This is a genomic window from Paracoccus benzoatiresistens, assembly GCF_026913015.1.
Lineage (GTDB): Bacteria > Pseudomonadota > Alphaproteobacteria > Rhodobacterales > Rhodobacteraceae > Paracoccus > Paracoccus benzoatiresistens.
The window spans coordinates 218,503-243,137 of sequence record NZ_JAPTYD010000001.1; the positions used below are offsets into that span (position 1 = coordinate 218,503).

The 24,635-nt window shown below is 67.2% G+C and carries 20 protein-coding genes; 19 read left to right on the forward strand and 1 reads right to left on the reverse strand.

Annotation, left to right across the window (positions count from 1 at the left end; all coding sequences use genetic code 11):
- Positions 1–7 precede the first annotated feature (7 nt).
- The 16 genes from OU682_RS01115 (at position 8) to OU682_RS01190 (ending at position 19,401) form a co-directional block, all read left to right on the forward strand.
- Entirely contained in the window at positions 8–733 is a 726-nt protein-coding gene (locus OU682_RS01115) for an SseB family protein (RefSeq protein ID WP_268940215.1), read from the forward strand.
- Between the two features lie 49 nt (positions 734–782).
- Positions 783–1,475: a CDP-alcohol phosphatidyltransferase family protein gene (locus OU682_RS01120; protein WP_268940216.1), complete on the forward strand. Its 693-nt coding sequence runs from the start codon at positions 783–785 to the stop codon at positions 1,473–1,475.
- Between the two features lie 11 nt (positions 1,476–1,486).
- Positions 1,487–2,953, forward strand: coding sequence for an ABC transporter substrate-binding protein (locus OU682_RS01125; RefSeq protein WP_268940217.1), 1,467 nt, complete (start codon positions 1,487–1,489; stop codon positions 2,951–2,953).
- Between the two features lie 3 nt (positions 2,954–2,956).
- Positions 2,957–4,225 carry a DUF2254 domain-containing protein gene (locus tag OU682_RS01130; protein ID WP_268940218.1) on the forward strand — a complete coding sequence of 423 codons (1,269 nt, stop codon included), beginning with the start codon at positions 2,957–2,959 and terminating at the stop codon, positions 4,223–4,225.
- A 238-nt stretch (positions 4,226–4,463) separates the two neighbouring features.
- A complete protein-coding gene (locus OU682_RS01135) occupies positions 4,464–6,020 on the forward strand; it encodes a 2-isopropylmalate synthase (protein WP_268940219.1) in 1,557 nt (518 codons plus the stop codon).
- A gap of 282 nt (positions 6,021–6,302) precedes the next feature.
- Positions 6,303–6,860, forward strand: a complete 558-nt coding sequence (locus OU682_RS01140) for a VPLPA-CTERM sorting domain-containing protein (protein ID WP_268940220.1) — start codon at positions 6,303–6,305, stop codon at positions 6,858–6,860.
- A 240-nt stretch (positions 6,861–7,100) separates the two neighbouring features.
- Positions 7,101–8,135 carry a rod shape-determining protein gene (locus tag OU682_RS01145; protein WP_207469703.1) on the forward strand — a complete coding sequence of 345 codons (1,035 nt, stop codon included), beginning with the start codon at positions 7,101–7,103 and terminating at the stop codon, positions 8,133–8,135.
- Positions 8,136–8,174: 39 nt separating this feature from the next.
- Positions 8,175–9,113, forward strand: coding sequence for a rod shape-determining protein MreC (gene mreC / locus OU682_RS01150; protein ID WP_268940221.1), 939 nt, complete (start codon positions 8,175–8,177; stop codon positions 9,111–9,113).
- Complete coding sequence (locus OU682_RS01155; RefSeq protein WP_268940222.1) at positions 9,113–9,640, forward strand: rod shape-determining protein MreD; 528 nt, start codon at positions 9,113–9,115, stop codon at positions 9,638–9,640. The genes mreC and OU682_RS01155 overlap by 1 nt, the downstream gene beginning before the upstream one ends.
- Positions 9,637–11,568, forward strand: coding sequence for a penicillin-binding protein 2 (gene mrdA / locus OU682_RS01160; RefSeq protein ID WP_371832185.1), 1,932 nt, complete (start codon positions 9,637–9,639; stop codon positions 11,566–11,568). Before OU682_RS01155 ends, mrdA begins: the two co-directional genes overlap by 4 nt.
- A 4-nt stretch (positions 11,569–11,572) precedes the next feature.
- The gene (gene rodA / locus OU682_RS01165; RefSeq protein WP_268940223.1) at positions 11,573–12,712 is read left to right on the forward strand and encodes a rod shape-determining protein RodA; all 1,140 of its coding nucleotides are present in this window, start codon (positions 11,573–11,575) and stop codon (positions 12,710–12,712) included.
- The gene (locus tag OU682_RS01170) at positions 12,709–13,635 is read left to right on the forward strand and encodes a 2-hydroxyacid dehydrogenase (RefSeq protein WP_268940224.1); all 927 of its coding nucleotides are present in this window, start codon (positions 12,709–12,711) and stop codon (positions 13,633–13,635) included. Before rodA ends, OU682_RS01170 begins: the two co-directional genes overlap by 4 nt.
- 107 nt (positions 13,636–13,742) lie before the next feature.
- Entirely contained in the window at positions 13,743–14,273 is a 531-nt protein-coding gene (locus OU682_RS01175; protein WP_268940225.1) for a biliverdin-producing heme oxygenase, read from the forward strand.
- Positions 14,270–16,837, forward strand: coding sequence for an HWE histidine kinase domain-containing protein (locus OU682_RS01180; RefSeq protein ID WP_268940226.1), 2,568 nt, complete (start codon positions 14,270–14,272; stop codon positions 16,835–16,837). Before OU682_RS01175 ends, OU682_RS01180 begins: the two co-directional genes overlap by 4 nt.
- A gap of 173 nt (positions 16,838–17,010) precedes the next feature.
- Entirely contained in the window at positions 17,011–18,309 is a 1,299-nt protein-coding gene (locus OU682_RS01185; protein ID WP_268940227.1) for an MFS transporter, read from the forward strand.
- Between the two features lie 33 nt (positions 18,310–18,342).
- Entirely contained in the window at positions 18,343–19,401 is a 1,059-nt protein-coding gene (locus OU682_RS01190) for an AbrB family transcriptional regulator (RefSeq protein WP_268940228.1), read from the forward strand.
- Here the strand turns inward: OU682_RS01190 and OU682_RS01195 are convergent.
- Entirely contained in the window at positions 19,389–20,057 is a 669-nt protein-coding gene (locus tag OU682_RS01195; RefSeq protein ID WP_268940229.1) for a GntR family transcriptional regulator, read from the reverse strand. The two genes, OU682_RS01190 and OU682_RS01195, sit on opposite strands and share 13 nt — an antisense overlap.
- Before the next feature lie 159 nt (positions 20,058–20,216).
- Between OU682_RS01195 and OU682_RS01200 the strand changes: the two genes are divergently transcribed.
- From OU682_RS01200 to OU682_RS01210, 3 genes are read left to right on the forward strand one after another with little or no spacing between them, the layout of a single operon-like run.
- Positions 20,217–21,596 carry an SLC13 family permease gene (locus tag OU682_RS01200; RefSeq protein WP_268940230.1) on the forward strand — a complete coding sequence of 460 codons (1,380 nt, stop codon included), beginning with the start codon at positions 20,217–20,219 and terminating at the stop codon, positions 21,594–21,596.
- Positions 21,597–21,627: 31 nt separating this feature from the next.
- Positions 21,628–23,007 carry a malonyl-CoA decarboxylase gene (locus OU682_RS01205; RefSeq protein WP_268940231.1) on the forward strand — a complete coding sequence of 460 codons (1,380 nt, stop codon included), beginning with the start codon at positions 21,628–21,630 and terminating at the stop codon, positions 23,005–23,007.
- The gene (locus OU682_RS01210; protein WP_268940232.1) at positions 23,004–24,515 is read left to right on the forward strand and encodes a malonate--CoA ligase; all 1,512 of its coding nucleotides are present in this window, start codon (positions 23,004–23,006) and stop codon (positions 24,513–24,515) included. Before OU682_RS01205 ends, OU682_RS01210 begins: the two co-directional genes overlap by 4 nt.
- Positions 24,516–24,635: the final 120 nt, after the last annotated feature.

Here is a 24,635-nt window from a genome sequence, read left to right on the forward strand (position 1 = left end):
CCCCTTCATGACCGCGCTTGACGATCTTGCCCCGGTTCCCTTCCACGATGCCGATGCCCCGCAGCGGGCGCGGATGCTGTCGCGACTGGCGGATACCGAACTGGCCGTGGCCCTGGTGGCCGAGCCTGCGGGCGACCGGGTCGAACTGCGCATCTTCGCGCTGGAAGGCGGACCCGTGGCGCTGGCCTGCGACGCCGAGGATCGGCTGGCGGGTTTCTTCGCCGGCCCCGTGGCCTATGCCGCGATGCCGGGGCGCGTGCTGGCGGGGCTGCTGAAATCCGAAGGCGCGGGCCTCCTGGTCAATCCGGGCCACCCGTCCGAGATGCTGCTGGACGCCGCGATGCTGGACTGGCTGACCGGCGCACTGTCGGCCGCACCCGAGGCGACCGATGCCCGGCTGCGCCTGACCCCGCCCGCCCCTGAAACCGTCGGGGCGCTGGCCCAGCCCCTGGCCGAACGCCTGGGCGACATGCGCGGGCTGATCGCGGGGGCGGCGCTTGCGGGAACAGGCCAGGGCCACGTGGTTCTGGTCATGGGCGCCGATCCCGCGCACCAGCCCGCCATCGCCAAGGCCCTGGCCGAGGCGCTGGCCTTCCTGCCCGAACAGCCCGGCGGCGTCGATATCAGCTTCACCGATGCGGCCCCGCCCGCGGGCGTGTTGCGCTTCGACCTGTCCGTCCCCGAGGCCCCGCCCGCACCTTCGCGTCCGAAGGGCCCGCCCATCCTGCGCTAATCGTCGCTGCACGGTTGCGTGATCTCCCCCAAGCTGCCAGAACCCCTCCATGCAGAACCGTCACAAAGCTCTATCCGTCCACCTTCTGACCGCCACAGGTGCCGTCCTGTCCATGCTGGCCATGCTGGCCGCCGTCGAGGGGAAATGGTCCCTGATGTTCCTGTGGCTGGTCGTCGCCCTGGTCGTCGATGGCATCGATGGACCCTTGGCGCGGCGCTACGACGTCAAGATCAACTGGCCGAATTACGACGGCGTGTTGATGGACCTCATCATCGACTACCTGACCTATGTCTTCATCCCGGCCTATGCGCTGTTCAAGTCGGGGCTCTTGTCGGGCTGGACCGGCTGGTTCGCGATCATCGTGATCGTCTATGGCAGCGTGATCTATTTCGCGGACACGCGGATGAAGACCAGGGACAACTCCTTTTCCGGATTTCCGGGCTGCTGGAACATGGTGGTGCTGGTCCTGTTCGCGACCGATCCGCACTGGACGGTGATCCTGCTGATCATCGTCGCGCTGACGGTGGCGATGTTCCTGCCGATCAAGTTCATCCACCCGGTGCGCACCGAACGCTGGCGCGCGATTTCGCTGCCCCTGGCGGTGCTGTGGTGCGTCTTCGGCGCGCGCGCGGCCTGGGTCGATTTCCACCCCGACAGCTGGGCCAACTGGGGGCTGGTCGTGACCTCGCTGTGGCTGCTGCTGGCCGGGCCCGTGCAGCAACTGATGCCGGAACGCGCCTGAAGGGGACGCCCATGATCCATGCCCTGAAATCCCTGGCCGCGCTGATCCTGCTGGCCATGCCCGCGGCCGCGCAGGACGCCATCACGGTCGGCATGGTGCTGGAGCCCCCGAACCTCGACCCCACGGGCGGGGCGGCGGCCGCCACGGACGAGGTCGTCTATGCCAATCTCTTCGAGGGGCTGACCCGCTTCGGCCCGAACGGCACCATCGAACCCGCCCTGGCCGAGCGTTGGGATGTGGAACAGGACGGCCGGGTCTATGTCTTTCACCTGCATGACAGCGTGACCTTCCACGACGGCGCGGCGTTCGACGCCAGCGACGTGGTCTTCACGCTGGACCGTGCGCGGGCGCCCGATTCGACCAATGCCCAGAAGGTGCTGTTCCAGGGAATCGAATCCGTCGAGGCGCTGGGTCCCCTGACCGTCCGCGTGACCCTGGCCGCGCCGGACGGCAACTTTCCCTTCAAGATGGCCTGGGGCGATGCGGTGATGCTGGATCCGGCCAGCGCGGACGGCCTTGCCACCCGGCCCGTCGGCACCGGCCCGTTCCGCTTCGACCAATGGGTGCAGGGCGACCGGGTCGTGCTGTCCGCCTTTGACGGCTATTGGGGCGAGAAGCCCCCCCTGAGGACGGCGACCTTCCGGTTCATCCCCGACCCCTCGGCGGCCTTCGCGGCGGTGATGGCGGGCGACGTGGACGCCTTCCCGAACTTCCCCGCCCCCGAGACACTGGCGCAGTTCCAGTCCGATCCCCGCTTCAAGGTGATGGTCGGCACGACCGAGGGCGAGACGATCCTGGCGATGAACAACACCCGCGCGCCGCTGGACAACATCAAGGTCCGCCAGGCCATCGCCCATGCGATCAACCGGCAGGACATCATCGACGGCGCGATGTTCGGATACGGCACCCCCATCGGCAGCCATTTCGCGCCGCATCACCCGGACTATGTCGATCTGACCGGCCTGTCGGACCATGACCCGGACAAGGCCAGGGCGCTTCTGGCCGAGGCAGGCACCGGCCCGATCACCTTGCGCCTGGCCCTGCCGCCCACCCCCTATGCCCGGCGCGGGGGCGAGATCGTGCAGGCCCAGCTTGCCGCCGTGGGTATCCAGACGCAGATCATCAACATGGAATGGGCGCAATGGCTGGAGACCGTCTTCAAGGGCGGCGATTTCGACCTGACCGTCATCAGCCATACCGAGCCCGTGGACATCGATATCTATGCCCGGCCGGATTACTATTTCCATTATGCCCGGCCGGATTTCATCGCGCTGATGGACAAGCTGCAGGCAGCGGTCACGCCGCAGCAGCGCAGCGATCTGCTGAAGCAGGCGCAGGAAATGATCGCGGGCGATTACGTCAACGCCTTCCTGTTCCAGCTGGCCAAGACCGGCGTGGCCGATGCCCGCATCGAAGGCTTGTGGGAAAACGCGCCGACGCAGGCCAACGACCTGACCAGGGTGCGGTGGGTGCCCTGAGCCATGTCGCGCCTGCGCTGGATCCTGTCGCGCCTGCGCCGGACATTGTGGATCCGCGTCTCGCTTTACGCAGTGCTGGGCGTGCTGGCGGCCATCGCCGCCACGCTTGCCATCTATCTGCCCTGGCCCCTGCCCATCGACATCAGCGCCGAGGCGATCGACAGCCTGCTGAACGTCATCGCCTCGTCCATGCTGGCGGTCACGACCTTTTCGGTGACGGCGCTGACCTCGGCTTACGGCTCGGCCACCTCGAACGCCACGCCGCGGGCCACCCGCCTGCTGACCGAGGACGACTTCATCCAGTCGGTGCTGGCGACCTTCATCGGGTCCTTCCTGTTCAGCATCGTGGGCCTCGTGGCGCTGCGGGTCAGCGTCTATGGCCCGCAGGGGCGCGCTCTGCTGTTCGTGACCACGGTTCTGGTCATCATCCTGATCGTGCTGGCGCTGCTGCGCTGGATCCACCAACTGACCAAGCTGGGCAGGGTCGGCGACACCATCGACCGGCTGGAGGACGCCACCCGCCGGTCCATGCAGGCGCGGCTGGACCTGCCCTTCCTGGGCGGGCGCCCGCTGCCCGGTGACGCGCCGGCGGGGCCCGCGATCCTGTCGGACGAGGTGGGCTATGTCGAATTCATCGATACCGCCGCCCTGTCCGACCTGTGCGAGGACCGGTCCATCCACCTGGACATCCGGGTCCTGCCGGGCGCCTTCCTGTATCACGGCACTCCTCTGGCCGTCGTGCAGGGCGAACCCCTGGGTGAGGATCTGGCGGCCCGGGTGCGCCGCGCCTTTACGGTCTCCAGCGCCCGCTCGTTCGACCAGGATCCCCGCTTCGGCATCATCACCCTGACCGAGGTCGCCCTGCGCGCCCTGTCCCCCGCCGTCAACGACCCCGGCACGGCCATCGACGTGATCGGCCGGCAGGCGCGGCTGCTGACCCTGTGGGGCGAGGGCTGGCACAGGGCCGAACTGCACAAGGCGAAATATCCCCGGCTGCGCGTCCCGCCGTTGCTTGACGACGACATCCATGAAGACGCCTTCCACCTGATTGGACGCGAGGCGGCGGGCCAGATCGACGTGCTGACCCGGCTGGTCAAGGCCCTGGATGCGCTGACCCGCACCGGATCCCATGCCGCGCGCAAGGCTGCGGCGGCGCAATTGCGCATCGCCTGCGCGCGGGGTGCGGAAAGCCTGCCCAGTCATGACCGGCCCCGGCTTCGGCACCTGGTCGAAGGCCTGGAAGGCACCAGTCATCCGCCCAGGCCGGAATAGACTTTGGGACGAAACACGGTTCCCCCTTTTCAAATGCCGTCCCCGCCGGCATAGTCCCTGCCATGACCCGGATGCTGGACATTCCCGCCGCCCCGACCGCGCCATTTGGCGCGCGGCTCGCCGTGAACCTCCGCGGTCTGCTGCTTCTTACGCTGCGCTGAGCGGGTCTCCGGGCCGCCGCTCAGCCAGGAAGTGCCCGGTCATCCTTCCGCGACAGACCTGTAAGAAAGCATCTCCCATGACCGACAAGAACCGCGTCGTCATCTTCGACACCACCCTCCGCGACGGCGAACAGTCGCCCGGCGCCACCATGTCCCACGAGGAAAAGCTGGAAATCGCCCAGATGCTGGACGAGATGGGCGTGGACATCATCGAGGCGGGCTTCCCCATCGCCTCGGAAGGCGATTTCGCCGCCGTCAGCGCCATCGCGAAGCAGGCGAAGAACGCCGTGATCTGCGGCCTGGCCCGCGCGCAATTGCCCGACATCGACCGCTGCTGGGAGGCCGTGAAGCACGCCCGCCGCCCGCGCATCCACACCTTCATCGGCACCTCGCCGCTGCACCGCGCGATCCCGAACCTGGACATGGACCAGATGGCCGAACGGATCGAGCAGACGGTGACCCATGCCCGCAACCTGTGCGACAACGTGCAATGGTCGCCCATGGACGCCACGCGCACCGAACACGACTACCTGTGCCGGGTCGTGGAAATCGCCATCAAGGCGGGCGCCACCACGATCAACATTCCCGACACCGTGGGCTATACCGCGCCGCGCGAATCGGCCGACCTCATCCGCATGTTGCTGGAGCGCGTGCCGGGATCGGAGAACGTGGTCTTCGCGACCCACTGCCACAACGACCTGGGCATGGCCACCGCCAACGCCCTGGCCGCCGTGGAAGCCGGCGCGCGCCAGATCGAATGCACCATCAACGGCCTGGGCGAGCGCGCGGGCAACACCGCGCTGGAAGAGGTCGTGATGGCCATGAAGGTGCGCCACGACATTATGCCCTTCGACACCGGCATCGACACCACGAAGATCATCGGCATCTCGCGCCGGGTGGCGCAGGTGTCGGGCTTCCCGGTCCAGTTCAACAAGGCCATCGTCGGCAAGAACGCCTTCCTGCACGAATCCGGCATCCACCAGGACGGCGTGCTGAAGAACGTCGAGACCTTCGAGATCATGCGCCCGGCCGATATCGGGCTCAATGAAACCAACATCGCCATGGGCAAGCATTCGGGCCGCGCCGCGTTGCGCGCCAAGCTGGCCGATCTGGGATACGATGTGGGCGACAACCAGTTGAAGGACATCTTTGTCCGCTTCAAGGCCTTGGCGGACCGCAAGAAAGAGGTTTACGACGACGACATCGTGGCGCTGGTGCAGGACGCATCCGCCAATACCGGGGACGATCACCTGCAGGTCAAGCACCTGCGCGTCGTCTGCGGCAGCGACGGGCAGTCGGCGGACCTGACGATGATCGTGGACGGACAGGAAAAGACCGTCCACGCCACCGGCGACGGCCCGGTCGATGCCTGCTTCAACGCGGTCAAGCAGATCTTCCCGCACAACGCCACGCTGAAGCTGTACCAGGTCCATGCCGTGACCGAAGGGACCGACGCCCAGGCCACCGTCAGCGTTCGGATGGAGGAGGAGGGCCGCATCGTGAACGGCCAAGCCGCCGACACCGACACGATCCTGGCCTCGGTCAAGGCCTATGTCGGCGCGCTGAACCACCTGATCGTCCGCCGCGCCCGCGCCGGCAAGGACGGCAAGGAAATCAGCATGTATTCGCACTGACGCCGATCCGCCCGGTCGGGGCGGATACATCCTGCTCATCGGCATCTGGTCCGCAGAGGCATCGCTGCCCCGCAGCGATGCCTTTCCCTGTCTGAGTGATTCCCGTTTGTGCCAGTGGACGTCCCTGGCTTTTCGGCTGGAACAGGTAAGAACCGGCCAAGGGGCTGTATAAAAGGTCAATTTTCCTGGCAAAGTTGAAAACCCTGTTTGTCAAAGGGTCGGCGCCGATTATGAACGCATTGGGTCCATGGGCATGTGACCTGAGTTGAGAGGAACTTAACGATGAAGATGGTTATCGCGGCGTCGGTTCTGGCGCTGACATGCGGTGCGGCCCAGGCGGCGACCTGCACGCAGTCGGGCAAGAAGTCCGACCAGGAAGTCACCTATACGCTGACGCAAGGCAACCCGGACGCGGTCGTGGCGTCGGCCTGCTATTCCGGCACTGACAAGGAAAAGGACATGTCCGGTCTGGTGCTGGGCGGTGTCACCGGCTGGAAGCTGGCCGACAAGACCGACGACGGCAGCGATTACCTGGATGGCGGCTTCGACCAGTTCGGCGCCAGCACTTGGTCGATCCTGAACCCGTTGGGCTACCAGAGCGTCCTGGTCACGCTGAAGCAGTCCGATTCCTTCGCGGCCTTCCTGCTGGACGCCAAGGCCGTGCTCAGTGGTACCTGGTGGACGGAAGGCCCGGGCAAGTCCGTCGGCGGCCTGTCGCACGCCTCGGTTTACTTTGCGGGCGAACCCGCCCCCGCCCCGGTTCCGCTGCCCGCGGGCGCGGCCCTGCTGCCGGCCGGCCTGGCGGCCCTGGCAATCATGCGTCGCCGCAAGAAGCGCTGATCCGATCCCACCGTCCGAAAAGCGCCCATGCTGGTCATGGGCGCTTTTTTCATGCCTGCTTTCCTTTGGCTCCCTGTGCCGCACCGGCATTCGCCCATTGCGGGGAACGGGGCTTTCCCGTCGCGCCCCAGGCTTCTATATGAGGGCACCGCCGCGCCGGCGATTCCGCGCGGCGACGGCGCTTGGCGCACGGGCAGGAATGGGGACAGCCGGTGAAACCGGCGCGAAAGGAACACGGGCATGGCATTCGGCGGTTTGTTTTCGACCGACATTGCAATCGACCTCGGGACGGCGAACACGCTGATCTATGTCAAGGGCAAGGGCATCATCCTGAACGAGCCCTCGGTGGTCGCCTATCACGTCAAGGACGGCAAGCGGCAGGTTCTGGCCGTGGGCGAGGACGCCAAGCTGATGCTGGGCCGCACCCCCGGCAGCATCGAGGCGATCCGGCCGATGCGCGAAGGCGTCATCGCCGATTTCGACAGCGCCGAGCAGATGATCAAGCATTTCATCAAGAAGGTCTTCAAACGCAGCGGCTTTTCCAAGCCCAAGGTCATCGTCTGCGTGCCGCATGGCGCGACCCCTGTCGAAAAGCGCGCCATCCGCCAGTCCGTTCTGTCCGCCGGCGCCCGCAAGGCAGGCCTGATCGCCGAACCCATCGCGGCCGCGATCGGCGCGGGCATGCCCATCACTGAGCCCACCGGCAGCATGGTGGTGGACATCGGCGGCGGCACCACCGAGGTCGCGGTCCTGTCGCTGGGCGACGTGGTCTATGCCCGGTCCGTCCGCATCGGCGGCGACCGCATGGACGAGGCGATCATCAACTATCTGCGCCGCAACCAGAACATGCTGATCGGCGAATCCACCGCCGAGCGCGTCAAGACCGCCATCGGCACCGCCCGGATGCCCGATGACGGGCGCGGCGCCACGATCATGGTGCGCGGCCGCGACCTGCTGAACGGGATCCCCAAGGAAATCGAGATCAGCCAGGCCATGGTCGCCGAAGCGCTGGCCGAACCCATGCAGGCCATCTGCGAGGCCGTGATGGTCGCGCTGGAGGCCACTCCGCCCGACCTGGCCGCCGATATCGTGGACCGCGGCGTGATCCTGACCGGCGGCGGCGCGATGCTGGGCGATCTGGATCTGGCGCTGCGCGAGCAGACCGGCCTGTCGATCACGCTGGCCGACCAGCCGATGAACTGCGTGGCCCTGGGCACGGGCAAGGCGCTTGAATATGAAAAGCAGCTGCGCCACGTCATCGATTACGACAGTTGAGGGCGCGGCCCGGCAACCGTCCAGCCAGGGGCTGCCTGAATGGCACGCGACAAGGGACCAGATTTCGCCACCCCCGTCCGGCGCGTGCTGATCGCGCTGATGGCGCTTGTGCTGATCGCGCTGTTCCTGTTCTGGCGCATCGACAGCCCGCGGGCCGAACGGATGCGCATCGCAATCATCGACCGGGTGGTGCCCAGCTTCGAATGGGCGCTGGCCCCGGTCACGCAGGTCAGCGAGATGATCGGCGGCTTTCGATCCTATGCCCGGATCTATGAACAGAACGAAGAACTGCGGCGCGAGTTGCAGAAGATGCAGGCCTGGAAGGAAGCCGCCGTCCAGCTGGAACAGGAAAACTCCAAGCTGATGGCGCTGAACAACGTCCGCATCGACCCGGCGCTGACCAGCGTCACCGGGATGGTGATGGTGGACAGCGGATCGGCCTTCCGCCAGTCGGTCTTGCTGAACGTCGGCACCGACGACGGCATCGTCGAAGGCTGGGCCACGATGGACGGGCTTGGGCTGGTCGGCCGCATTTCCGGGGTGGGCAAGCGGACCAGCCGGGTGGTGCTGCTGACCGATCCTTCCTCGCGCATTCCGGTGTCCGTCCAGCCCTCGGGCGAACGGGCGCTGCTGACGGGCGACAACACGCAACTGCCCTTCCTGGACTTCATCGAGACGCCGGACAATGTCCGCCCCGGCGACCGGGTCGTGACCTCGGGCGATGGCGGGGTGTTTCCGCCGGGGCTGCTGGCGGGGCAAGTGGTTCAGGGCAGCGACGGGCGGATGCGGCTGCGCATGGCCGCCGATTACGGGCGGCTGGAATTCCTGCGCGTGCTGCGGTCCCATCCGGCGGAAACCGTCGTGGATTCGGGCGCGGTCATCACGCCGGGTAACCTGGGCTTCATCGGCCCGCAGATGCCCACCTCGCCGGTCGAGGCCGCGGCGACATCGGACCCCCTGGCCACGGGAACCGAGTGATGAACCGGCAGCTGGTGATCGGCACGGTGCTGTTCTGCGCGGCGATGGCGGTGCTGCTGTTTCTGCGCCTGCTGCCCTTGTCGGCGGGGACCGCGCGGCTGCCCGGCCCGGATCTGGGGCTATGCCTAGCGCTGGCCTGGGTGCTGCGCCGTCCCGACCAGCTTGCGGCGCCGGTCATCGCACTTGTCTTCACCCTTCAGGACATCATCCTGTTCCAGCCCCTTGGCCTCTGGCCAGCCATCGTCCTGATAGGGACCGAGGCCGCACGCTTGCGTGAGGCCCGTTGGCGCGACGGGCCGTTCATGGTTGAATGGCTGCGCGTCGCGGTGCTGATCGGCATGATGATGCTGGGCTATCGTGTCATACAGGTGCTGTTCATGATGCCGGTTCCGGCCCTGGGTCAGGTGATCCTGCTGTTCGTCGCAACCGTCGCCGCCTATCCGCTGGTCGTCCTGGCGGCGCGGGCGCTGATCGGCCTGCGCCGCATCAACCCCGCCCAGGCCGAACAGATGAGGGTCGCGCAATGAGCGGGCAGAACGACGCGAACGGCCGCAGCATCACCCGCCGGGGGATGATGCTTGCGGGCATCCAGCTGGGCGTGGTCACGACCCTGGCCTTGAAGCTGCGCTCGATGCAGGTCGAGCATGCCGAGCAGTACCGGATGCTGGCCGACGGCAACTCGATCAAGATCCGCCTGCTGGTGCCCGCGCGCGGGCTGATCCACGACCGCAACGGCATCGTGATCGCGGGAAACGAGCAGAACTACCGCGTGACGCTCACGCGCGAGGAAGCGGGCGGCGATGTCGAGCCCGTGCTGCGGCGGCTTGCGCAACTGATCCCCATCAGCGACGCCCGCATGGCCGAGCTTCTGAACGAGTTTTCCAGGCGCAGCGCGATCACGCCCATCGTGCTGGCCGACCGCCTGACCTGGGAACAGTTCAGCTCCATCGCGGTCAACGCGCCCTCGCTGGCAGGCGTCACGCCCGAATCCGGGCTGTCGCGCGTTTATCCCCGCGCGGGCGACCTGGCGCATGTCCTGGGCTATGTCGGTCCCGTCTCGGACTATGACCTGTCCAAGATCGAGGATCCCGACCCCGTCCTGATGCTGCCCGAGTTCCAGCTGGGCAAGGTCGGCTTCGAGGCGCGGATGGAGGATCACCTGCGCGGCAAGGCCGGCCAGCGCCGGGTCGAGGTGAACAGCGCGGGCCGCGAGATGCGCCAGCTGTCCCGGCAGGAAGGCGATCAGGGCGCGACCGTTCAGATGACCATCGACGCGCAGTTGCAGAACTATGCCGCGCAGCGCATGGGCGTCGAAAGCGCGGCCGCCGTGGTCATCGACGTGCAGACGGGCGACGTCCTGACGATCTGTTCCTCGCCCAGCTTCGATCCCAACAAGTTCGTGCGCGGGATTTCCTCGCCCGACTACAAGGCGCTGATGAACCACGACCACCGTCCCCTGGCGGACAAGACGGTGCAGGGTGTCTATCCGCCGGGTTCGACCTTCAAGATGGTCACGCTGCTGGCCGGGCTGGAATCGGGCGTCATCAATGCGGGCTCGCGCTTCTACTGTCCCGGCTACACGACCGCCGGGGGGCGCCGCTTCCATTGCTGGCGCAAGGGGGGGCATGGCACCGTCGATGCCGTGACCAGCCTGTCGCACAGCTGCGACGTTTATTACTACGAACTGGCGCAAAAGGTCGGCATCGACCGCATCGCCGCCATGGCCCGCAAGCTGGGCCTGGGGCAGCGCCACGACCTGCCGATGTCCGCCGTGGCCGAGGGGATCGCGCCGGACCGGGCCTGGAAGCAGGCGCGGCATGGACAGGCCTGGCAGGTGGGCGACAGCCTCAACGCCTCGATCGGGCAGGGCTATGTGCTGGCCTCGCCCCTGCAGCTGGCGGTGATGACCGCGCGCATCGCATCGGGGCTCGAAGTCAAGCCGCGGCTGGTCCGGGCCATCGGAGGGGTGGCCCAGCCGGTCCCCGACTTTCCGGCCCTGGACGTGAACCCCGCCTTCCTGCGGGTGGCGCGCACGGGCATGGACGCAGTCATGAACAGCGACAGCGGAACCGCGCGGCGGTCGCGCATCATCCGCGAGGACTGGCGCATGGCCGGCAAGACCGGCACCAGCCAGGTCCGCAACATCACCGCCGCCGAACGCGCCCGGGGCGTGGTGTCGAACGACCAGCTGCCCTGGAACCGGCGGGATCACGCGCTGTTCGTCTGCTATGCGCCTTATGACGCGCCGCGCTATGCGGTCTCGGTCGTGGTGGAACATGGCGGCGGCGGGTCGGCGGTGGCCGCCCCGGTCGCGCGCGACATCCTGCTGTTTGCGCTGAACAACGGCTTGCCGCCCCTGGACGCCGTGCCCGAGGAGCAGCGGGGTCCCATGGAGGAACGCCACAACGCCATGCGCCTGTTTCCGCCGGACGCGCCCCGCCTGACGCGGGCCTGACGCCATGTCCTATCTCGACTACAAGGTCGCCCAGACCCCGACCGGCATCCGCAAGATCCTGTATCTGAACTGGCCGCTGGTTTTCCTGATCGCCGCCGTCGCCTCGATCGGCTTTCTGATGCTGGTTTCGGTCGCCGGGGGCCGCGTGGACACCTGGGCCGAGCCGCAGATGTACCGCTTTGCCGCGGGCATGGTCATCATGATCGCGCTGGCCTTCGTGCCGATGTGGTTCTGGCGGGGTATCTCCATTCCCGCCTATGTCTGCTGCTTCCTGCTGCTGGTCGCGGTGGAACTGGTGGGCGAGATCGGGATGGGCGCGCAGCGCTGGATCGACATCGGCCCGATCCGCCTGCAGCCGTCGGAACTGATGAAGATCTCGCTGGTCCTGCTGCTGGCCGCTTACTATGACTGGCTGCCGCAACGGCGGGTGTCGCGTCCCTTGTGGGTGCTGATCCCGGTCGTCCTGATCGTGGCGCCCACGGGGCTGGTGCTGATCCAGCCGGATCTGGGCACCTCGATCATGCTGGTCGCGGGGGGCGGGATCCTGATGTTCGCGGCCGGCGTGTCCTTGTGGTATTTCGGCCTGGTGATCGCGGCGGCCGTGGGGCTGGTCGCCACCGTGCTGGAAAGCCGGGGCACCGACTGGCAGCTTCTGAAGGACTACCAGTTCCGCCGCATCGATACCTTCCTGGATCCGACCGCCGATCCGCTGGGCGCGGGCTACAACATCATCCAGAGCCAGATCGCCCTGGGTTCGGGCGGCTGGTCGGGGCGGGGCTTCATGCAGGGCACGCAGTCGCGGCTGAACTTCCTGCCCGAAAAGCACACCGACTTCATCTTCACCGTGCTGGCCGAGGAATTCGGCTTCGTGGGGGCCATGTCGCTCTTGGGGCTTTATACGCTGATCATCGGCTTCTGCCTGTATTCGGCGCTGTCGAACCGCGACCGCTTCGCCGCGCTGATCACCGTGGGCATCAGCGGCACGTTCTTCCTGTATTTCTCGATCAACATGGCGACCGTGATGGGAATGCTGCCGGCCAAGGGATCGCCCCTGCCGCTGGTCAGCTATGGCGGCACCTCGCTGATGATCCTGATGCTGGGCTTCGGGCTGGTGCAGGCCGCCCATGTCCACCGGCCGCGATGACGATGCGCGTCCTTTTTGCCGCCCGCGACGGGCTGTGGCCGGAATGGTCGCCCGTCCTGGCCCGCCTTGCCCCGGACATGGAGCTGGTCCGCGCCGATGATGCCGCAGTCGATCCCGCCTCCATCGACGCGATCATCTATGCTCCTGGAGGCCCGGTCGAGGATCTGTCGCCTTTCGTGATCGCGCGGCTGGTGCAAAGCCTGTGGGCGGGGGTCGAGCGCATCGTGACCAACCCGACCCTGACGCAGCCCCTGGCGCGCATGGTCGATCCGGGACTGGCGCGCGGGATGGCGGAATATTGCACCGGCTGGACGCTGCGCGCCCATCTGGGCATGGACGCCTATGCCCAGGACGGCATGTGGCGCCACGACCTGACCCCGCCCCTGGCCGACCGGCGGACGGTGACGATCCTCGGGATGGGCGAACTGGGCCGCAGCGTGGCGGCCATGCTGCGCGGCATCGGCTTCCGGCTGGCGGGCTTCAGCGCCTCGGGACGCGCGGTCGAGGGGGTCGAGGTGATGGGGCCTGCCGGTCTCGACCAGGCCCTGTCGCGCGCCGAGATCCTGATCAACCTTCTACCCGACACCCCCCGGACGCGCGGCCTGCTGGATCGCGCCCGGCTGGCGCTGCTGCCGCAAGGCGCCTGGCTGATCAACCCCGGCCGCGGCACCGTGCTGGACGACGACGCCCTGCTGGCCGCCCTGGAACGCGGTCCCCTGGCCCATGCCGTGCTGGACGTGTTCCGGACCGAGCCTCTGCCCCGGGATCATCCCTTCTGGACCCATCCCCGCATCACCGTGACCCCGCACATTGCCGCCGAAACCCGACCCGAGACCGCTGCCCCCGTCGCAGTCGAGAACCTGCGCCGCGCCATGGCGGGCCGGCCGGTCTTGCACCTGGTGGACCGGCACAAGGGATATTGACCGCCAAACGGCCGAGATTTGTTAAGACTTTTTGAAAATGCCATTGCGGCCATTCCGCAATGCCCGCTATGTCTGGTGCAGCCTTTCCGCAACAGGGCACGGGATCGATGCAAGACGGCACACTCCGTCGCGTTCTGGCAGCGGCCACGCGTGACCTGCACGAAACGCTGGACCGAGAGATCGGTGCCTTTGGCGATGTCGCCGCCTATGGCGCCTTCCTGTCGGGAAGCCATGCCTTTCGCGCCGCCATCGAGCCGCAGCTTGCGCATTCCGCGGGCTGGCGGATCCAGACCCTTGCGCCCCTGATCGCGCAGGATCTGGCCGATCTGGGCCTGCCCGTCGCCGCATCGTGCAAGACGCTGCCCTTGCCGACCCCCGCGGCCCGGGCCGCTGCCTGCTATGTGCTGGAGGGCTCGGCCCTTGGCGCGCGGCTGCTGGCGCGGCGCGCGGCGGGCCTTGGCTTCGCCGCGGGGCACGGTGCGCGGCATCTGGCGGAACAGACGGCCTCCCCCGTGCGCTGGAAGCAGTTCCTGGCCTGGCTCGAGGCGGGTGGTTTTTCCGTGCCCGAGGCCAGTGCCGCCGCCCGCGACGTCTTTGGCCTGGCGCTGCGCGCTTATGGCGCGAAAGCCGCGGCATGAACGACAATACCCCTTCGGACATCTCGCTTGCCGGCAGGCCCATCGACCTGACGAATTGCGACCGCGAGCCGATCCATATCCCCGGCAGCATCCAGCCGCATGGCTGCCTGCTGGCCTGCGACAACGCGGCGCGGGTGGTGCAGTTCTGTTCGAAGAACGCGCCTTCCATGCTGAAGCTGCCGGGCGATCCGCTGGACCAGCGGCTGGCCGACGTGATCGGATCCGAGGCCACGCACACGCTTCTGAACGCCGTGGCCGTGTCGGGCAGCAGGCCACGCCCGGCGCTTGTCTTCGGGCTGGCGGTCAATGGCAGCCAGTTCGACGCCACCATCCACCGTTACGACAACCGCACGATCATCGAGTTCGAGCCGGTCTCGCAGCGGCTCGGGCAGCTGATCAGCGTGTCGCGCACCGTGGTCGAACGGCTGCGCACCACCCGGGATGCGGACCGTCTGGTCCAGCAGGCCGCGATGCTGATGCAGGCGCAGCTGGGCTATGACCGGGTGATGATCTATCAGCTGGGCGAGGATGGTGCGGGCAAGGTGGTGGCCGAAGCCAAGCTGGACGGCCACGAAAGCTTTCGCGGCCAGTATTTCCCGGCCAGCGACATTCCCAGGCAGGCCCGTGCCCTTTACGTGCAGAACCCCATCCGGGTCATCGGCGACGCCTCCTATGCGCCCGTCCCGATCCTGTCCCGCGACCCGCAGGCGGAACCGCTGGATCTGTCCTATGCCCATCTGCGCAGCGTTTCGCCCATCCATTGCGAATACCTGCGCAACATGGGGGTCGCGGCATCCATGTCGGTGTCGATCATCATCGACGGGATGCTGTGGGGGCTGATCGCCTGCCACCATTATTCGCCCATGATCCTCACGATGGCCGGTCGCGCGGCGGCCGAAATGGTGGGCGAGTTCTTCTCGATGCATCTGGACGCGCTGAAGCGCCGCCACGCGCGCGAGGCGGAGCTGGCCGCCCGCGCCGCCCTGGACGAGTTGCTGGTCAATGCCATCCGCTACGAGGATGCGGGCCCCGCCTTGCACAGCCGGCTGCCGCAGCTGGCCGACCTTATCCCGGCCGACGGGATCGCGCTGTGGTTCGACGGGAGCTGGACCACGGCGGGCCACGCGCCTACCGGGGCGCAGGCCGCCCCCCTGCTGGCCTTGGCCCGGGGGCTGTCTGAAGGCCATGTGTTCCACACCGATTTCCTGTCGGAGGTCCTGCCCGATGCGTCCGACCTGACGGCCATGGTTGCAGGCGTGATGATCATCCCGCTGTCCAAGCGGTCGCGCGACTTCATGTTCTATTTCCGCAAGGAAGCGATCCACACGCTGGACTGGGGCGGAGATCCCAACAAGACCTATGAAACCGGCAAGTTCGGCACCCGCCTGACCCCGCGCGGCAGTTTCGCGGTCTGGAAGGAAACCGTCCGCGACAAGTGCCAGCCCTGGACCGAATCCGACCGCCGCTTCGCCGAGGCGCTGCGCCTGGCCGTGGTCGAGGTCCTGCTGTTCAACAACGAGATGCTGGCCGAGGAGCGCACCCGCGCCGAAATCCGCCAGCGCGTGCTGAACCGCGAGTTGAACCACCGCGTCAAGAACATCCTGGCCGTGATCCAGTCGCTGGTCAGCCGCAAGCCCGAGGACGGCGAAACGCTGGAAGGCTATGCCAATGCGCTGCGGGGACGCATCAAGGCCCTGGCCTATGCCCATGACCAGGTAATCCGCGACGAGCAGGGCGGGCTGCTGTCCGATCTTCTGGAGGCCGAGCTTGGCCCCTATGCGGGCGAGGGGCGGCCGATCCACATGGAGGGCCCGGCCCTGTCCCTGGACGGTCGGGCCTTTTCCGTCATGGCGCTGATCCTGCACGAGATGGCGACGAATGCCGCGAAATACGGCGCGCTGTCGCGGCCCGGCGGCCGTTTGTCGGTCACCTGGCACATCGAGGCTTCCGGCGATTGCCGCATCGACTGGACCGAGGAGGGGATGGAGGGGCTGGTCCCGCCGACCCGGACGGGCTTCGGCTCGGCCTTGGTCGAGCACTCGTTGCCCTTCGACCTGGACGGGACAAGCCGGATCGAGTTCCGCCCGACCGGGCTTGTGGCGCAGTTCATGCTGCCCGCGCGCTTTGTCGCCGACGACACGGAGACGGCCGGGCCGCGCCCCCGTTCCGCCGTGGCCGAGGGAACGGCTCCCGCCGCGCGCCTTGCCGGCCGCCGCGTCCTGCTGGTCGAGGATCAGACCCTGATCGCCATGTCCCTGGAGGCCGAGTTGCAGGACCACGGGCTGCAGGTGACCGGCCGCGCCGCCACGGTTGAGGCCGCGCTGGCGATGATCGACCAGGATCCGCCCGACCTGGCCGTCCTGGACGTGAACCTGGCGCAGGAAGATTCGCTGCCCGTCGCCGAATGCCTGCAGGGACGGCGCATCCCCTTCGTCTTTGCGACCGGCTATGGCGCCGATTTCGGCGCCCCGGCGCAATTTTCCCGGGTCCCGGTCGTTACCAAGCCCTATCAACTGCGCGAGATCCTGCAGAAGCTGGCCGAGGCCGAAGCGGGCCTGACATAGGCGCAAGCCCGTGCCTCGGCCCTTCCTCGGGTAACCTCTTGCTGAAAATCAGCGGCATCTGCGCAATTTTTGACATGTTGGCATTTCCCTTGCGCACGGTTTGCGCTAGCGGGGGCCGCGCCCGGCATCTTCCGCGATGCCCCGCACCCCTTTGACAAGCGGATCAATGAACGATGACTGATCAGACGATATCCCGCGCCGCCAAGGCGCGCGCCGGCACCCCTGTCAACTCTCCGGCCCGGGTGCTGCTGGCAAGCCTGATTGGCACGACGATCGAGTTCTTCGACTTCTACGTCTATGCGACTGCCGCCGTGCTGGTCTTTCCGACCCTGTTCTTCCCGGCCGAGGATGCGACCACCGCCCTGCTGGCGTCCTTCGCCACCTTCTCGATCGCGTTCTTCGCACGGCCCTTCGGCGCCATCGTGTTCGGCCATTTCGGCGACCGGGTCGGGCGCAAGGCCACGCTTGTCGCGGCGCTGCTGACCATGGGGATTTCCACCGTGATCATCGGCCTGTTGCCGACCTATGCGCAGATCGGCGTCGCGGCGCCCGCGCTTCTGGCGTTGTGCCGGTTTGGCCAGGGCTTCGGCCTAGGCGGCGAATGGGGCGGCGCGGTCCTGCTGGCGACCGAAAACGCCCCCGAGGGCAAGCGCAGCTGGTATGGCATGTTCCCCCAGCTGGGCGCGCCGGTCGGGCTGTTCCTGTCCTCGGGCTTCTTCTGGGTGCTGCTGCATTTCATGTCGCAGGACGACCTTCTGGCCTGGGGCTGGCGGCTGCCCTTCCTGGCCTCGATCATCCTGATCGTGCTGGGCCTCTGGGTCCGCCTGTCGATCACCGAGACACCCGAGTTCGCCGAAGCGGTGAAGCGCGACCAGCGCGTGTCGGTCCCCGTCGTCGAACTGTTCCGCAACCACAAGCGCAGCCTGTTCCTGGGCACCTTTGTCGCGCTTGTGACATTCGTGCTGTTCTACATCTGCTCGGCCTGGCTTCTGTCCTACAACGTCAAGGTCCGCCAGATTGCCTTCATGGACGCGCTGCTGATGCAGATCTATGGCGCGGTGGTCTTTGGCGTGGCGATCCCGATCGCGGGCAAGGTCGCGGATGCGGTCGGACGCCGTCCCTTCCTGATGGTGGTCACGGTCCTGATCGGGGCGTTCTCGTTCTTCCTGGCGCCGCTGATGGGCGGGGGGCAGGGCAGTCTTTACCTGTTCGTGACCCTGGGCATGTTCCTGATGGGCCTGACCTATGGCGTCATCGGGGCAGCGCTTGCCGCACCCTTCCCGACGCGGGTGCGCTATACCGGCGCCTCGATCACCTTCAACTTCGCGGGCATCTTCGGCGCGTCGCTTGCACCCTATGCCGCGACCTGGCTGCAGCAGACCTATGGCCTGACGCATGTGGGCTATTACATGGGCGCCGCCGCGGTGATCACCCTGCTCTGCATCCTGGCCTCGGGCCGGGACGAGGTTTGACCGGTCAGAACCGGCCATAGGGAACGGGCGGGAATGGCAAGCGGCCTCCGGGTGCGGCAGGCGATGACGGTGATGGTCGGCCTCATCGGCGTCGTGCTGTTCTGGCTGCTTCACCTGCCGCTGCCCTTCCTGTTCGGCCCCATGATGGCCTCGCTGGTGGCGGCGCTGGCAGGCGTTCGGCTGATGGGCTTGGGCCAGGTCTCGGTCGCGGCTCGGTCCGTGCTGGGCGTGGCCATCGGCGCGGCGGTGACGCCCGCGCTTGTGGCCGAACTGCCCTCGATGCTGGCCTCGGTCGCGATCATCCCCTTCTACGTCGCGGCCATCGGCCTTGTCGGCGTGCCCTTCTTCCGCCGCGTCTTGGGCTTCGACCTGGTCACGGCCTTCTATGCCGCCATGCCGGGGGGTGCCGCCGACATGACCATCTTCGGGGCCGAGGCTGGGGCGAATGTCCGCCAGGTCTCGCTGGTCCATGTGACCCGGCTGCTGGTCATCATGGTGGTCGGCCCGCTGCTGCTGGTGTCGGTCTATGGCGTGGAACTGACCCATCCCGTGGGCCAACCCGCCGCCGACATCCCCCTGTCCGAACTGGCGATCATGGTCGTGGCCGCCCTGCTGGGCTGGAAAGGGGCGGAGCGTATCGGCCTGTTCGGGGCGGCGATCCTGGGGCCGCTGGTCGTCGCCGCCATCCTGTCGCTGGCTGGCGTGCTGCACATGCGCCCGCCACAAGAGGCGCTGCTGGCCGCGCAATTCCTGATCGGCATCAGCATCGGCGTGAGTTACGTCGGCGTGACGCTGCGCGAATTGCGCGAAACCGTCATGGGCGGCGCGGTCTTCGTGCTGATCCTGGCCGTCCTGGCGGGCGCGGTGACCGAATTCGTGACCCTGACCGGCCTTGCCCCGCCGGTCGAGGGTTTCCTGGCCTTCATGCCGGGCGGGCAGGCGGAAATGTCGATGCTGGCGCTGATCGCAGGGGCCGATCTCAGCTTCGTGGTCGTCCACCACATCACGCGGGTCGTCCTGGTGCTGACGGGCGCGCCGATCCTGTTCCGGCTGTTCCGCCGCCGTCAGGCCCACAAGAATCAGGATCGCTGAGGCAGCGTCTGGCGCAGGACCGCGATCAGGTCGTGGAAGCGGTCGCCCTGGACGATCACATGATCGCGCAGGGCTTGGGCCGCTGCATCGCCGTCGCCCGCCGCGATGGCCGCGACGATGGCGTCATGTTCGGAAAATGACCGGCCCATGCGGTTCCTGACCTGCAGTTGCATCCGCCGGTAAGGCTGCAGCATCGCATGCAGCCGGGCGGCTTCCTGCATCAGGAAGACGTTGTGCGTCGCGCGGTAGATGCAATGGTGGAATTCCGAGTTGCGGGCGTAATAGGCCTCGACCTCGCCCGCCTCGGCCAGGCGGCGGCAGTCCTCATGGACCTGACGAAAGGCGTCCAGTTCGACTTCGCTGATCCGGCGGGCAGCCAGGCGGCCGCAGCTTGCCTCGATCTCGGCCATGACCTCGAAGCGCTCGGCCAGTTCCTCGGGGGACCATTGGGTGACGAAGGTGCCGCGCTTGGGCATCACGCGCACAAGGCCCGAAGCCTCGAGCTGCTGGAAGGCTTCGCGGATCGGGGTGCGGGAACAGTCGAATTCCGCCTCCAGCGCCTCGGGGTCCAGGCGCGTGCCGGGCAGGAAGCGGCCCTCGACGATCGCGTCCTCCAACGCGCGCCGGATCCGCAGGGTGTTCGGAACGCTTGCCACGCCTGATTCTCCTCCACCGCAGCCTAGTCGATGGGCAGGGAAACATCCATCATCGACTATGATATATACATCATGCTCCATGCAGTCTATAACGATGGTGGGAGGAGGATTCGTGTGGAGGCGGATCCGCCGACGATCATGCAGGAAAGGGAGAGCCGCGTGACACCACATCTGATATCCATCTATGCCCTGGTGCTGATGTTCATCGTGGCCACCATCTGGCCGATCAACATGGGCGTTTTGGCCTTTGTCGGGGCCTTTCTGGTAGGCACGCTGCTGGCGGCGCAGACCACCAAGGACATCATCGCGGGCTTTCCGGGCGGGCTGTTCCTGACGCTGGTCGGCATCACCTGGCTGTTCGCGCTGGCCCAGAACAACGGCACCATCGACTGGCTGGTGCGCATGGCCGTGCGCGCGGTCAAGGGGCGCATCGGGGCGATCCCCTGGATCATGTTCGGCATCTCGGCCTTGCTGACCTCTGTCGGCGCCGTCAGCCCCGGCGCGGTCGCCATCGTGGCGCCGATCGCGCTTGGCTTTGCCTTCCGCTATCACATCAGCCCGCTGCTGATGGGCCTGATGGTCGTCCATGGCGCGCAGGCCGGGGGCTTTTCCCCGATCAGCATCTATGGCGGCATCACCAATGGCGTGGTTCAGGAAGCCGGGCTGCCCCTGTCGGCCATGACCACCTTCGCGGCCAGCTTCTTCGTGAACGCGGCGGTCGCGCTGATCCTGTTCATGGTCCTTGGCGGGCGGCGCCTGATGTCGGCCCGCGACGCGGTCGAGCCCGTCCGCGTTCCCCATGTCGAGATCGCTCGCGCCGCCACCGGCCCGCAGATCTTCGGCGACAGCGAGGCCGAGGCCCTGAGCCGCCGCATCAGCGAGGAAGCCGGCGGCGATTCGAACCGCCTGGTGGCCGAGGTCGAGGAGGGCAACCAGCCCGACGGCACGCCCTATCAGATCTTCACGCTGGCCGGGCTGGTCCTGCTGGCGGTGCTGGTGCTGGCCTTCAACCTGGACATCGGCTTTGTCGCCCTGACCATCGGGCTGGCGCTGGCCTTGTGGAACCCGACCATGCAGAAGCGCGCCATGGCGCAGGTCGCCTGGCCGGAAATCATGCTGATCACCGGCGTGTCCACCTATGTCGCGGTGCTGGATCACATGGGCACCATCGACTTCGTGGGCGAATCGGTGGCGGGGATGGCCTCGCCCATGCTGGCGGCGCTGATGCTGTTCTTCATCGGCGCGGTGGTGTCGGCCTTTGCCTCGTCGACCGCCGTTCTGGGGTCGCTGATCCCCCTGGCCGTGCCCTTCCTGCAGGGCGAGAACAGCGTCGGCGCCATCGGCTTCATCGCCGGGATGGCCGTCGCCTCGACCATCGTGGATGTCAGCCCGTTCTCGACCAACGGCGCGCTGGTCCTGGCCAATGCCCATGGGGTGGACCGGCAGGCCTTCTTCCGCAAGCTGCTCAGCTATGGCGCGCTGGTGACCGTTGTCGCGCCCGTGGTGCTGTGGCTGATCTTTGTCGTGCTGCCGGGCTGAGCCGGGCGGCGCTTTTCCTAAGGAGAAACGCGTGACCAAGATCGTGCAGACTTCCCGTCCGAACCGCTTCGGCGACCTGTTCGAGATGCTGACCGACCGGGGCCGCGCCTTGTTGCGCTGGCGCGACCCGGCGGGGCAGGTGACCGCGCCCCCCGGCCTGTCCGACATGGGCGAGCTTCTGTTGTCACGCCGGGGCGAGGCTTCGGGCGTGGCCCTGGCACGCGCCCTGGTCGCCGCCTTCGAGGAAGCGGACGAGCCGAAGCGCCTGGAGTTCCTGGAAACGCTGGGCGACCGCTTCGGCCCCGACCCCAAGGCGGTGGAAAGGGCGCTGGCCGCCGTCCAGCAGGACGCCGGATCGGTCGAGGCGATCGAGGCGCTGCATACCGCCGCCGAACCCCGCCGACAGGAACTGTTCCGCCGCCTGAACCTGGCCCCGGGCGGCACCGCCGCCCTGGTCCGGATGCGAGAGGAACTGCTGCGCCACCTGAAGGACAATCCCGCCCTGCGCCGGGTGGACAGCGATTTCGCGCATCTCTTTGCGTCCTGGTTCAACCGGGGCTTCCTGGTGCTGCGCCATATCGACTGGAACACCCCCGCCGCGATTCTGGAAAAGATCATCCGCTACGAGGCAGTCCATGCGATCCAGAACTGGGACGACCTGAGGAACCGCCTGCAGCCCACCGACCGGCGCTGCTATGGCTTCTTCCACCCGCAACTGGTGGACGAGCCGCTGATCTTCGTCGAGGTGGCGCTTACCAAGGCCATCCCCGACACGGTGGCGCCGCTGCTGGACCTGAACCGCAAGCCGATCGAGGCGGAACGGGCCAGCACGGCGGTGTTCTATTCGATTTCCAACACGCAGCGCGGTCTGGCTGGCGTGTCCTTCGGCAACTTCCTGATCAAGCAGGTGGTCGAGGAGCTGAAGGCCGAACTGCCCAACATCCAGACCTTTGTCACCCTGTCGCCGGTGCCGGGCTTTGCCGCCTGGCTGGCCCGCGCGCGCGAAGGGGGCGAGTTGCTGGACGACAATCTGCGCGCGGCGCTGGCTCCGCTGGACCAGCCGGGCTGGCACGCCGATCCCGACAGGGCCGGGGCGCTGCGCGAGCCGCTGCTGACGGCGGCCGCGATCTATTTCCTTCGCGCCCGCGACAACAAGGGCCGGGCGGTCGATCCTGTCGCGCGCTTCCACCTGGGCAACGGCGCCTGCCTGGAGCGGCTGAACTTCCTGGGCGATGTCTCGGCCAATGGCTTGAAGCAATCGCACGGGCTGATGGTCAATTACCTCTACGACCCGAACCGGATCGAGGCCAACCACGAGGCCTTTGCCGAGCGCGCGGAAATTGCCGCGTCGGAGGCGGTGCGCCGCCACCTGCCCGATGCACAAACCACGACCAAGAAAGAGAAGCCATGAACGCCAACCTGTTCGACATCCTGGAAAGCGGCATCGCCGATCCTGAAGCCACCGCCATCGAGACTGCCGCGGGCGAGCGGATCAGCTATGGCGACCTGGCAGGACGCACCGGCCGCATGGCGAATGCGCTTGTGTCCCTGGGGGTCAGGCCCGGCGACCGGGTGGCGGCCCAGGTGGAAAAGTCGGTCGAGGCGATCATCCTCTACCTGGCGACCGTCCGCGCCGGCGCGGTCTTCCTGCCGCTGAACACGGGCTATACGCCGGCCGAGATCGACTATTTCATCGGCGACGCCACGCCTGCGGTCTTTGTCTGCGACCCGGCCAAGGCCGATGCCCTGAAGGACGCCGCGAACCAGGCGGGCGCGCAGGTCGTCACGCTGGACGCAGGCGGGCAGGGCAGCCTGACGGATGCCGCCGCCGATGCGCCCGCCGATTTCGCGACCGTGCCGCGCGACAAGGATGATCTGGCCGCGCTGCTCTACACCTCGGGAACCACGGGGCGCAGCAAGGGCGCGATGCTGACCCATGGCAACCTGGTGTCGAACACCACCGCGCTGCGCGAGGCCTGGCATTACACGCCGGATGACGTGCTGATCCATGCGCTGCCGATCTTTCACACGCATGGCTTGTTCGTGGCGACCAATGTGACGCTGTTTTCCGGCGCCTCGATGATCTTCCTGCCGAAGTTCGATCCCGAGCGGATCATCGGCCTGATGGACCGCGCCACCGTTCTGATGGGCGTGCCGACCTTCTATGTCCGGCTTCTGGGGGACGACCGGCTGAACCGCGACACGACGGCGCATATGCGGCTGTTCATCTCGGGTTCGGCCCCGCTTCTGGCGGAAACGCATCGCGAATGGCAGGCCCGCACCGGCCATGCGATCCTGGAACGCTATGGCATGACCGAGACGAACATGAACGCCTCGAACCCCTATGAGGGCGACCGGATCGCCGGCACCGTGGGCATGCCCCTGCCGGGGACCGAGATCGTCGTGACCGACCCCGAGACCGGCGCCGAGCTGCCGCGGGGAGAGATCGGGATGATCGAGGTGCGCGGCCCCAACGTCTTCAAGGGCTATTGGCAGATGCCCGAAAAGACGGCGGCCGAGCTGCGCGAGAACGGGTTCTTCATCACCGGCGATCTGGGCAAGTTCGACGAGCGCGGCTATCTGCACATCGTCGGGCGCGGCAAGGACCTGATCATCACGGGCGGCTACAACGTTTATCCCAAGGAGATCGAATCCGAGATCGACGCCCTTCCCGGCGTGGTCGAATCCGCCGTGATCGGCCTGCCGCATCGCGACTTTGGCGAGGGGGTGACGGCGGTGATCGTGCCCGCTGGCGCCCACGCGATCTCGGAAACGGATGTCCTGGCCGCGCTGGAAGGGCGGCTGGCGAAATTCAAGCAGCCCAAGCGCGTGCTGTTTGTGGACGAACTGCCGCGCAACACCATGGGCAAGGTGCAGAAGAACCTGCTGCGCGACCAGTTCGGCGACCTTTACCGCTGACCTGGGTCCGACGGGCTGGGAGCGGGGCGGGCATGGCTCGCCCCGTTTCGCGTTTCCGTCCTTGCCAGCCGAGTGCCTGAAAGATAGTGATACGTAATAACATATCATATTGGAGATCAG